Raw genomic sequence first — 12,089 nt, 5'->3', positions numbered from 1 at the left:
TCCAGCGCTTCACCGCCGAAGATCACATAACGCAGCGCGAGCTCGGAGTCGCTCTCGGCGTCGGCGGTGATCAGCTGGTAGAACGCCGACGGGGTCTGGTTCAGCACGGTCACGCCCGCGGTGGACAGCAGTTCCCGGAACTGCTGCGGCGACCGCGAGGTGAAATAGTCGACCACCATCACGCTGCCGCCGTACAGCAGCGCGCCCCACAGCTCCCACACCGAAAAGTCGAAGGCGTAGGAGTGGAACATGGTCCACACGTCGGCGGGCCCGAAACCGTAATGGCCCTGGGCATTGTCGAACAGGCGGATCACATTGCGGTGCGGGATCACCACGCCCTTGGGGCGGCCGGTGGAGCCCGAGGTGTAGATGACGTAGGCGATGTCGGCCGGGCGCAGCGGGGCGCGCCGGTCGCGGTCGGTGACCGGGGCGGCGTCGTAACCGTCCAGGTCGATGGTGTCGAGGCAGACCACCGGGCCGCCGAACCAGCCGGCGGGCAGCTGGGCCGCGCCGCTGCTGATCGCGCACACCGGGCGAGCGTCGTCGATCACGTACTCGATGCGGTCGGCCGGGTAGTTGGGATCGATCGGCAGGTAGCCGCCGCCCGCCTTGACCACGGCCAGCAGCGCCACCGCCAGCTCCTCGGTGCGCGGCAGGGCCACGGCCACGAGGGATTCCGGGCCGACACCGGCCGCGATCAGGCAGCGGGCCAGGCGGTTGGAGCGCGCGTCGAGCTCGGCGTAGCTGAGCGTGACGTCGCCGGAACGCACCGCCGGGGCGGCCGGGTCGATGGCCGCCGCGGTCGCGAAACGGTCCGCCAGCGTGGTGAATTCGGCGATATCGGGTCCGGTGCCGGCCCACTCGTGGAGGACGCGAGCGCTCTCCTCGATGGTCAGCAGCGGGATGTCGCCGACCACCACGGTGTCGTCGGCGGCCACCGACGCCAGCACCCGGTCGAAGCGACCGGCCAGGGCGGCGATGGTGTCGGCGTCGAACAGCTCACTGGCGTAGCTGATCTCGATGTCCATGCCGTTCGGGCGGCCGTCCGGGCCGTGCTGCTCGAGCACGGTGAACTGGAGATCGAACTTCGACACCCCGGCGTCCAGAGCCTCCGGGCGCACGGTCAGCTCCGGCAGCTCCACCGCGGGCAGCGCGTAATTGTGGAACGTCAGCGCCACCTGGAACAGCGGGTGACGGGCCTGCGAGCGGGCCGGGGACAGCACCTCGACCAGGCGCTCGAAGGGCACCTCGGCGTGTGAGAGGGCCGCGATGTCGTCGGCGCGCACCGCGTTCAGCACGGTGTCGAAGCCGGCGCGCGGGTCGATCTCGCTGCGCAGGACCAGGGTGTTGACGAACATGCCGACCAGGGCGTCGAGCTGCTGCTCGCCGCGGCCCGCGACCGGGGTGCCGATCGCGATGTCGGTGCTGCCCGAGATCCGGGCCAGCAACACGGCCAGCGCCGCGTGCACGGTGCTGAACAGGGTGGTGTCGTGGGCGCGCGCCAGATCCACCAGGCCGCCGTGCAATTCGGCGTCCACGCGCATGCGGTGGGTGCCGCCGCGCAGCGACGCCACCGCCGGACGCGGGCGGTCCACGGGCAGCTCCAGCTGTTCGGGCAGCCCGGACAGGCGCTGCTTCCAGAACGCCAGCTGCCGGTGCGCGAGCGAGGCCGGATCGGTCTCGTCACCCCGGCGCTCGGCCTGCCACAGGGTGTAGTCGGCGTACTGCACCGGCAGCGGGGCCCAGGCGGGCGCCACACCGGCGCGGTGGGCCTGGTACGCGGTCATGAAGTCCGCGGCCAGCGGGCCCATCGAGAAACCGTCCGAGCTGATGTGGTGGACCACCAGCACCAGCACGTGATCGGTCGGCGACAGGCTGAAAACGGCCGCGCGGACCGGGGTTTCGACGGTCAGGTCGAACGGGCGGGCGACGACCGCGGCCACCCGGGCGGTCAGTTCGTCCGCGGTGATCGGCGCGGTGACCAGCCGGGCATCGCCCTCGGCCAGCACCCGCTGCACGGGACCGTCCGGGCCGTCGGGGTAGACGGTGCGCAGTGTCTCGTGGCGCGCCACCACATCCCGCAGCGCGGCGTGCAGCGCGGCCGCGGCCAGCGGGCCGGTCACCCGCAGCACCATGGGGATGTTGTCCGCCGCCGCGCCGGGGCCGACCCCGGTCGCGCCGGCGTGGTAGCGGTTGAGGAACCACATGCGGCGCTGCGCGTCCGACAGCGGCACCAGCGCCGGGCGCGGGCGCGCGGTCAGCGGCACCAGCGTGCCGCTGCCCGAACGGGATTCGGCGACCGCGGCCAGACCGGCGACGCTCGGGGCGTCGAACAGGTCGCGCACCGACAGTTCGGCGTCCAGCGCCGCGCCGACCCGGGCCACCACGCGGGCGGCCAGCAGCGAGCTGCCGCCGAGCGCGAAGAAGTCGTCGTTCGCGCCGATCCGGTCGACGCCGAGCAGGTCCGCGAAGACCCCGGCCACCACGTCCTCGGCCACGGTCTCGGGCGCGCGGTAGGCCGCGGTCTCGAAGACCGGGGCGGGCAGCGCGGCGCGATCCAGCTTGCCGGAGGCATTGACCGGGAAGGCGTCCAGCACCACGAACGCGGCCGGAACCATGTACGCGGGCAGCAGGCCGCCCAGCGCCGCCTTGACCGCGTCCAGGTCGATGGCGTGGCCGGGCTCGCGCTGCAGGTAGCCCGCGAGCTGATCGCCCGCGCGTTCGTCCGAGCGCACCAGCACGACCGCCTGGTTGACGCCCGGCTGCGCCAGCAGCGCGGCCTCGATCTCACCCAGTTCGATGCGCAGGCCGCGCAGCTTCACCTGGAAGTCGGTGCGGCCCAGGTAGATCAGCTCGCCCTCGGCGGTCCAGGTGACCAGGTCACCGGTGCGGTACATGCGCGCGCCGTTGCCGAAGGGGTTGGCCACGAAGCGATCCGCGGACAGATCCGGACGGCCCAGGTAGCCGCGGGCCAGCTGATCGCCCGCGAGGTACAGCTCACCGGCGACGCCGGGCGCGACCGGGTTCAGGCGGCCGTCCAGCACATAGGTCTGGGTGTTCCAGACCGGACGGCCCATGGGCACGAACGCGACATCGGTGTCGGCGACCTCGTGGTGGGTGACCTCGACCGCGGCCTCGGTGGGGCCGTACAGGTTGTGCACGCGCGCGCCGGTCAGCTCGCGCATGCGGGCGGCGGTGCCGACGGGCAGGCCCTCACCGGAGGCGAACACCTGGCGCAGGCCGGTGCAGTGGGCGGCGGCCGGCTCGGTCACGAAGACCGCCATCATGGACGGCACGAAGTGCGCGTGGGTGATGCCCGCGCGAATGATCAACTCGGCCAGGTACTTCGGGTCGCGGTGGCCGTCGGGGGCGGCCACCACCAGCTTGGCGCCGATCTGCAAGGGCCAGAAGAACTCCCACACCGACACGTCGAAGGTGAAGGGGGTCTTCTGCAGCACCACGTCGTCGGCGGTCAGCCGGTAGCGGTCCTGACCCCACACCAGGCGGTTCACCACGGCGGCGTGCGAGACCGCGACACCCTTGGGGCGGCCGGTGGAACCGGAAGTGAAGATGACGTAGCAGGCGTTCGACTCCCGCAGCGGCGCGAGACGATCGGCGTCGGTCAGCGGGGTCGCGGCGTACCCGGCCAGGTCGACGGTGTCGACGGCCAGCACCGGGATGTCGCGGGTGGTGGTGAAACCGTCGCGGTCGGTGGTCAGCACGAGCACCGGGCCCGCCGCGTCCAGCACGTAGCCGGTGCGCTGCTCGGGCTGATCCGGGTCGACGGGGACGTACGCGCCGCCGGCGGCCAGGATCGCGTACATGCCGACCAGCAGATCGTGGGAGCGGCGGATCGCCAGCGCCACCCGGGATTCCGGGCCGACGCCGCACTCGACCAGCTTGCGGGCCAGGCGGTGCACGCGGCCGGAGAACTCGCCGTAGGACAGAGTTGTAGCCGGTTGGGAGGTATCGGCGTGCCCGAATTCGACGGCCGGGGCGTTCGGGCAGGTCAGAGCCCGCGACTCGAACAGGGCGACCAGGGTCGCGGGGGTGGTCTCGCCCCACGCGCCGACCGGCAGCGCCGAGCGGATGTCGTGGGCGGTGTCGTTCCAGCCGGTCAGCACCTGGGCGCGCTCGGCGTCGGTGAGCAGGTCGATATCACCGACCGGGCGGTCCGGGGTGGCGGTGACCGCGTCCAGCACCACGTCCAGGCGACGGGCGAAGGCCGCGACGGTGGCCTCGTCGAAAATGTCGGTGGCGTAGGTGAACACGGCGTCCAGCCCGCCCGCCGCACGATCCTCGACCAGCGACAGCTGCAGATCGAACTTGGCGATGCCCGGGTCCAGCTCGACCCGCGAAGCGGTCAGGCCGTTCAGCTCGAGGCTGGTCTGCGTGGTGTTCTGCAGATCCAGGGCCACCTGGAACAACGGGTGGCGGGCCTGCGAGCGCATCGGGCTGAGCACCTCGACCAGGCGCTCGAACGGGACGTCCGCGTGCGCGAAGGCGCGCAGATCGGTCTCACGCACCTGGGCCAGCAGCTCCCGGAACGAACGGTCCGGGGCCACCTCGGTGCGCAGCACCAGGGTGTTGACGAACATGCCGACCAGATCGTCGAGCGCCTGCTCGCCGCGGCCGGCGACCACCGACCCGATCGAGATGTCCGCGGTGCCGGACAGTTTCGCCAGCAGCGTGGCGTAGGCCGCGTGCAGCGCCATGAACAGGGTGGCGCGATCGGCCTCGGCCAGCTCGCGCAGGCGGGCGTGCCGCTCGGCGGAGATGGCGAAGCGGTACTGCGCGCCGTGGCGGGTCGCCACGGCCGGTCGCGGCCGGTCGCCGGGCAGCTCCAGAGTGTCTGGTTGCCCGGACAATTCGGCGCGCCAGAAGCGAACCTGGTCCGCCAGCAGGGATTCCGGGTCGTCCTCGGCGCCCAGCAGATCGCGCTGCCACAGCGTGTAGTCGGCGTACTGGACCGGCAGCGGCGTCCACGCCGGGGCCGCACCCGTGGTGCGGGACGCGTAGGCCAGCATGAGATCCCGGGTCAGCGGCGCGATGGACCAGCCGTCGGCGGCGATGTGGTGCACGGCGAGCACCAGCACGTGGGTCTCGGGCGCCACCCCCAGCAGGGTGAGCCGGGCCGGAGCCTGCTCGTCCACGGCGAACGGCAGCACCGCGAGCTCGAAGATCCGGTTCTCCAGATCCTCGGCACGCACCTGCTCCGAAACCAGTGCGACACCGGACTGCTCGACCGGCAGCACCAGCTGACGGCCCACGCCGTCCACGGCCGGGTACACGGTGCGCAGCGTCTCGTGCCGCGCGACCACATCGGTGACCGCGGCGGCCAGCGCGTCGGCGTCCAGCGGGCCGTCCAGGCGGATGGCCGCGACCAGGTTGTCGGCGATCGAGCTGTTGTCGAAGCGGTTCAGGAACCACATGCGCTGCTGCGCGTAGGACAGCGGCACCACCTCGGGCCGCTCCCCCGCCACCAGCGGCGCGCGGCCGCCGGTACCGGCCAGGTCGGCCAGCCGGGACGCCAGCTCGGCGACGCTGGACGCCTCGAACAGCAGGCGCACCGGGACCGTGGTGTCCAGGGCCGCGCCGAGGCGGGCCACCACCTGAGTGGCGATCAGCGAGTTGCCGCCGAGCTCGAAGAAGTCGTCGTCCGCGCCGACACCGGCGGCAGGCGCGTCGGCCTCGACGACCGAATCCAGGTGCGCCACCGGAGCATTCGAGCCCAGCGCGGAGTCGGCGACGGCCACGGCCGCGGTGAGGGCCGCGTCCGCCGGAGTGACGTCGGCGGCGGGCGCGAGGCCCAGCACCTCGGCGAAGACCTCGGCCACCAGCAGTTCGATCGGCGTCGCGGGGGCGCGGAATTCGCGGGCCGCGAAGACCGGGGCGGGCAGCGCGCGGTAGTCGAGCTTGCCGTTGACGGTCATCGGCATGGCGTCGAGCACCATGAAGGCCGACGGAATCATGTACGCCGTCAGGCGATCCGCCAGCGCGGTCTTGATCTCGGCCACGTCCACGCCGCCGGCGGCCGCCACCAGGTAGGCCACCAGCTGGTCGCCGCGCACCGCGTCGTGGTGCAGGACCACCACGGCCCGGCGCACCTGCGGCAGCGCCGCCAGCGCGGCCTCGATCTCGCCGAGTTCGATGCGGAAGCCGCGCAGCTTCACCTGGGAGTCGTTGCGGCCCAGGTACTCCACCTGGCCGTCGGCGGTCCAGCGCACCAGGTCGCCGGTGCGGTACATGCGTTCACCGGGCGCCCACGGGCAGGCCACGAACCGGCTCACGGTGAGCTCCGCGCGATTGCGGTAGCCGCGGGTGACCGGCAGGCCGCCCAGGTACAGCTCGCCGATCGCGCCGACCGGCACCGGCCGCAGCCGCTGATCCAGGATCCACTCGCGCGCACCCGGCACCAGGTGGCCGATGGTGACGGTCTCGCCCGCCGCCAGCGCGCCGGTGATGTTCACGACCACGGTGGCCTCGGTGGGGCCGTAGGCGTTGATCATGTCGCGCCCGGCCTCGGCCCAGCGCCGCACCATCTCCGGCGACAGCGCCTCGCCGCCGACCGCGACGTGGCGCAGGGTGGGGACGTCGGCCGGATCGATGGTGCTCGCGCCCGAGGGCGTCATGAAGACGTGGGTGACCCCGTGCGCCCGAATGACTTCCGCCAGCTCGTCGCCGATGTGCGCGCCGGTCGGGGCGACCACCAGGGTGGCGGCCGACCGCAGGGCCAGCAGCAGCTCGCCGACCGAGACGTCGAACGAGGAGCTGGTCACGTGCAGCACCCGCGCCTCGGCGGAACCGCTGAAGCGCTCGTACTGCGCCTCGGACAGACCCGCCAGACCCGAGTGGGTGACCACGACGCCCTTGGGCAGACCGGTCGAACCGGAGGTGTAGATGGAGTACACGACATTGGCGGCGCGCAGCGGCCGCACCCGGTCGGCATCGGTGATCGGATCGGCCGGGAAGGCCGTGCGGGCGCTGGTGAATTCGGCGTCGTCGAGCAGCAGCCAGGGCAGCGTGTCCGGCAGCCCGTCGCGCACCGGCGCCACGGTCAGGCCGAGCACCGCGCCCGCGTCGCGCACGATGTACTCGATGCGGTCGGCCGGGAAGGCGGGGTCCACCGGCACCCAGGCGGCGCCGGTCTTGGCGATGGCCCACACGGCGACGATGTACTCGATCGACCGCGGCAGGCTCACGGCCACCAGCTGCTCCGGGCCCAGGCCGCGCTCGATCAGCAGGCGCGCCAAGCGATTCGAGAGGGCGTCCAGTTCGGTGTAGGTGAACTGGACATCGCGCTCGATCAGGGCGATCCGGTCCGGGGCCGACGCCACGGCCGCGGCCATGATCTCCGGCAGCAGGCGGACCGCGTCCACGGCTCCGCCGGAACGGGTTGTCAGATCGGCGTATTCGGCCTCGGACAGCAGCGGCAGCGCGTTCACGACCACGGCGGGATCGATGGTGATCGCCTCGAGCAGGCGCACATAGCGGCGCGCGAAGACCTCGATGGTGGCGGGATCGTAGAGATCCACCGCGAATTCGAACTCCGCGTGGATCCCCGCCGGTGCCGGACCTTCCCCGGGACCGGCACCGGCGAAGCTTTCGGTGACCGCGACCGACAGGTCGAATTTGGTCACCTCGGTGTCCAGGGTACTCGTCGTGGCAAGCAATCCGGGCAGTTCGAGGCTGATGTCTCCGGCGGCGGTGAACGACAGGGCCACCTGGAACAGCGGATGCCGGGCCGCCGAGCGCACCGGATTCAGGGTCTCGACGAGCTGTTCGAAGGGGACGTCGGCGTGCGCGAACGCGGCAAGATCGATGTCGCGGACCCGGTGTGCGAGGTCGCGGAAGCTGAGCTCGCCGTCGATCTCGGTGCGCAGCGGCAGCGTGTTGACGAACATGCCGATCAGGTCGTCGAGTTCGCGCGCGCCGCGGCCGCCGACCGGGGTGCCGATGACGATGTCCGATTCGCCGGAAAGGCGGGACAGCAGCACCGCCAGCGCGGTGTGCATCAGCATGAAGGTCGAGATGCCCTCGGCCCGAGCCGTTTCCGAAATGGCGGCGTGCAACTCCGCGGTGAGCTCGACGTCGAGCTTGCCGCCGCGGCCGGTGGCGATGGCGGGACGGGGACGGTCGGCCGGGAGCTCGAGCACGTCCGGCACGCCCGACAGGGTGCCGCGCCAGAAGTCCAGCTGCCGGGAGAGCAGCGACTCCGGGTCGTCGGCCGCGCCGAGCCGATCCCGCTGCCACAGCGTGTAATCGGCGTACTGCACCGCGAGCGGCTCCCAGGCGGGCGCCTGGCCGCCGGTGCGGGCCAGGTAGGCGGTGATCAGGTCGCGAGCCAGGATGGGCAGCGAGAGGCCGTCGGCGGCGATGTGGTGCAGCACGATGGCGACCGCGTACTCGGGGACGTCGAGGTCCGCGGCGTCGACCAGTACCGGACCGCCCAGTCCGCAATCGGAGGCGACGGCGCCGGTAACGGTGAACAGTCGTGCACGGAACGGGATCTCGCGCTCCAGGTCGAAACCCTGGGCGGCGAAGGCCCGCAGGCGGGCGTCCAGTTCGTCGGCGTCACAGGACTCCTGCGCCACCGGCTCGGTCGCCACCGCCACCGGCAGCACCTGCTGCTGCGCGAAACCCGCCGTGGTGGTGGGGAACACGGTGCGCAGCACCTCGTGGCGGCCCAGCACGTCGGCCAGCGCGGCCCGCATGACCTCCGGATCGGCCTCGCCGCGCAGGCGCACCACGAACGGCATGTTGTAGCCGGCGCTCGCGGTGTCGAAACGGTTCAGGAACCAGATGCGCTGCTGCGCCGGGGACAGCGGCAGCGCCTCCGGCCGGTCGCGGCGCACCAGGGCGACCGCGCTGCCGGACTCGGCGTCGGCGTCCACGAACTGGGCGTCGATCACGGCGGCCAGCTCGGCCACGCCGGTGGCGGAGAACATCTCGCGCACCGTGAGGTGGCAGCCCAGCTCGGCGTTCAGCCGCGACGCCACCTGGGTGGCGATCAGGCTGTTGCCGCCCAGGGCGAAGAAGTCGTCGGTGCGGCCGACCTGGTCGGTGCCCAGCACCTCGGCGAACATGGCGGCGACGGCCCGCTCGGTCACCGTCACCGGCGCCTCGTGCACCACCGCGACCCGGACCGGATCCGGCAGCGCGGCCCGGTCCAGCTTGCCGGAAGCGTTGACCGGCAACGCCTCCAGCAGCACGAACGCGCTCGGCACCATGTAGGCGGGCAGCGCCCGCGCGGCCGCGGCCTTGAGCTTGATCGCGTCCACCTCGTCGGTCGCGACCGCGTAGGCGACCAGCTGGTCGTCGCGCACGATCACCACCGCGCGGGACACGCCCTCGACATCGCCGAGCACGGTCTCGATCTCGCCCAGCTCGATGCGCAGGCCACGCACCTTCACCTGGAAGTCGGTGCGCCCCAGGTACTCGATCTCACCCAGCTCGGTCCAGCAGACCAGATCACCGGTGCGGTACATGAGTTCACCCGGGGCCGCGAACGGGTCGGCGACGAACCGCTCCGCCGTCAGACCCGGACGCGCCATGTAGCCCCGGGCGAGCTGAACCCCCGACAGATACAGCTCACCCGGAGTCCCCATGGGGACCGGCCGCAGGCGTGCGTCGAGCACGTACAGCCGGGTATTGAACACCGGCGCGCCGATCGGCACGGCGGTGGTATCCGCGGCGGTCACCTCGTGCGAGGTGACCTCGACCGCAGCTTCGGTGGGGCCATAGAGATTGTGGAGCGGGGCGCCGGTCAGGGCGCGCAGCCGCTGCGCGATGGGGCCCGGCAGCGCCTCGCCCGAGGCGAACAGCTGCCGGATCCGCAGCGGCGGTTCACCCGCGGCCGCGGCGGCCTCCAGCTCGGCCACGAACGGATCCATCATCGACGGCACGAAATGCACCACCGTGACGCCGAATTCGGCGATCACCGCGCGCAGGTAGGCCGGATCGCGGTGGCCGTCGGGCTGGGCCAGCACCAGGGTCGCGCCGATCTGCAGCGCGAAGAACAGCTCCGGCACCGAGACGTCGAAGGTCATCGGCGTCTTCTGCAGCATCACGTCCGAGGCGGACAGCGCGAAGGTCTCACGCATCCAGACCATGCGGTTGACGATGGAGCGGTGGCTCACCGCCACGCCCTTGGGGCGGCCGGTGGAACCCGAGGTGAAGATGACGTAGGCGGTGTTCGCCGGACGCAACGGGGACAGCCGGTCCACATCGCTCACCGTGGCGGCCGAGAACTCGGCCAGCGCGGCCTCGGTCAGCTCGGCGATGTCCAGCACGGCGGCGTCGGTGGCGGGACGGTCCGCGGCGGTGGTCAGCACCAGCGCGGGCGCGGCGGTGTCCAGGATGTGCGCGATCCGGTCGGCCGGGTGATCGGGGTCCAGCGGCACGTAGGCGCCACCGGCGGCCTGCACCGCGTACACCGCGACCAGCAGCTCCGGCGAACGGCGCAGGTGCAGCGCGACCAGCGACTCCGGGCCGATGCCGCGCGAGATCAGGTAACGGGCAAGCCGATTCACCCGTCCGGCGAACTCGGCGTAGGTGAGATCGCAGGCGGGGGTCCCGCCGAAACGCACCGCGAGCGACTGCGGCGTCCGGGCGGCCTGCGCCTCGAACATCGACACCAGGGTCGCCTCGGGGTCCACGGTGAACGCGGTGTCGTTCCACTCGCGCAGCACCACCTCGCGCTCCCGCTCGGTGATGACCTCGACCGCGGACAGCGGGGCCGCCGGGTCCAGCTCCACCAGCCGCTCGACGAACGCCACGAAACGCTCGATGTGGCGGTCGATCTCGTCGGCCGTGTACAGGTTCGGGTTCACCTCGAGGTCCAGGCGCACCCGGTCGTTCTCGCCGTAGAAGGCGTTGAGGCTCATGTCCTCGACCGGGCTGGTGGACAGCAGGTTCAGCCGGCCCTGGATATCGCCGAAGTCCAGCTGCGGGTGGAACAGCATGATGTTGACCATCGGGCCGTACAGCGCCCGCGAGGCCGGAGCGCCCTGCAGTTCGGACGCGTCCCGGCGGATGTCCTCGTGCCGGTAGCGCTGGTGGCGCAGCGCGCCGGAGATCTCCAGGCGAGCCGCGGTGAGCAGCTCCAGCCAGGTGGTGTCCGGCCCGGCCGCCATCCGCAGCGGCACGATGTTGGACAGCATGCCGGTCGAGCGGCGCATGACCGCGGTGGTGCGGGCGGTGACCGGCAGGCTCAGCACGGCCTCGTCCTGGCCGGTCAGCTTGGCCAGGTAGGCCGCGAAGGCGGCGATGATCACGCCCGCCAGACCCGAATCATGCTGCGCGCCACACTCTTCCATGCGGCGGACCAGGTCCTCCGGCAGCACCACGCCGCGGCGCAGGTTGTCCGAGCGCGGCGGGGCGGTGCGGCCCTTGAGCGACATGGTGCCGTCCAGGCCCGCGGTGCGCTCCTGCCAGTAGGCGCGGTCGGTGCGGAAGCGGCTGCTCTCGCGGTAGGCCAGTTCGGATTCGACCAGCTCGCGCAGCGTGCCGACCTTCACCGTCTCCGGCTCCAGGCCGCTCTGCAGCGCGGTGTAGCGACGGGCCGTCCACTGCATGGTGTTCAGGGCGGCGTAGCCGTCGCCCACGATGTGGTGACCGACGAAGAACCAGAACCAGCGCTGGTCGGCGACCCGGATCAGGGTGGGCGAGAACAGCTTGCCGGTGAGCAGGTCGATCGGCTCGAGGATCTGGACCTGCATCCACTCGTGCGCGGCGGCGATGGGATCGGCTTCCGAGCGCAGGTCCATCAGCTCGGTGTTGTGCCCCGCGGTCGGGTCGATGTACTGGTGCGGGTGTCCGTCGATCTCGGTGAAACGCAGCTGGGAGGAGCGCCAGATCGGGACGCCGTCCTCGACGACGCGCAGCAGCAGGTCGACGTCGAAGTCACCCTCGATGTCGACGTACTGGACCAGGTTGAGGGGCACTTCGGGAGCCAGCAGCTGGGCGTACCACAGCCCGATCTGCGCGGGTCCGAGCGGGAACGGCGCAGACAATTCAGTCGACGTCGGAACTTCACTCGGTCCGAGACCACTCGAGTCCGTACCCTGCACCAGAGCCTCCCTTGTCAT

1 protein-coding gene (only partly in view) is annotated in these 12,089 nt (G+C 71.9%); it reads right to left on the bottom strand.

Translation table 11 applies throughout. From position 1 onward, the window contains the following. A protein-coding gene (locus tag ACFYTS_RS08725) for a non-ribosomal peptide synthase/polyketide synthase (protein WP_387302340.1) crosses the window boundary here: on the bottom strand, nucleotides 1-12,089 show its 5' portion. The gene continues 5,938 nt to the left of window position 1, outside the view; only the first 12,089 of its 18,027 coding nucleotides appear in the window; it begins with the start codon at nucleotides 12,087-12,089; the stop codon falls past the left edge of the window.

Origin of the sequence: Nocardia sp. NPDC004151, assembly GCF_042874235.1 — a bacterium.
Lineage (GTDB): Bacteria > Actinomycetota > Actinomycetes > Mycobacteriales > Mycobacteriaceae > Nocardia.
This window is presented reverse-complemented; position numbering and strand designations above follow the sequence as displayed.